General features: G+C 56.2%; 1 pseudogene. It reads left to right on the top strand.

The features are described 5' to 3' along the window. A pseudogene (locus tag DWB67_RS17780) lies at nt 1-696 on the top strand (IS3 family transposase); the annotation flags it as partial.

Raw genomic sequence — 696 nt, forward strand, 5'->3', positions numbered from 1 at the left:
TCTCCGAGAAGGAGGTCGAGAAGCTGCACGCCAAGATCGGCCAATTGGTCGTGGAACGGGATTTTTTGGCCAGTGCCTCCAGTCTCATTCTCGGCTCTGGAGGCAAAAAGCGGTGAAGCACGATCATCCCGATCTCAGCGTGCGGCGGCAATGCCGTCTGTTGTCACTGACCCGCTCTAGCCTGTATTACCACCCGCGCGGCGAGAGTGCCGAGAACCTGGTATTCATGGAAATCATCGACCTTCAATTTTTGGAAACGCCTTGGTACGGCTCGCGACAGATGGCTCGTCACATGCAACGAGAGGGGCACAAATGCGGCCGCCACCGTGTGCGTCGGTTGATGAGGCTGATGCGCCTTGTGCCGATCTTCCAGGAGCCGAAGACCAGCAAGAAGCACCCGGCCCACAAGATATACCCATACCTTCTCAGGGACCTGGAAATCACACGGCCCAACCAGGTTTGGTGCACTGACATCACATATATTCCGATGCGGAATGGGTTCCTTTATCTGGTGGCAGTGATGGACTGGTATAGCCGGAAGGTGCTTAGCTGGCGGTTGTCGAATTCTATGGATGCCGGGTTCTGCATAGAGGCTTTGAAAGAGGCGCTGGCGAGATATGGGGTGCCCGGGATCTTCAATTCGGATCAGGGCTCGCAGTTCACCAGCACCGATTTCACTGAGGTGCTACTCGACGC

The sequence above is a fragment of the Paracoccus sp. JM45 genome, from assembly GCF_003590715.1.
In the GTDB taxonomy this organism is placed as follows: Bacteria; Pseudomonadota; Alphaproteobacteria; order Rhodobacterales; family Rhodobacteraceae; genus Paracoccus.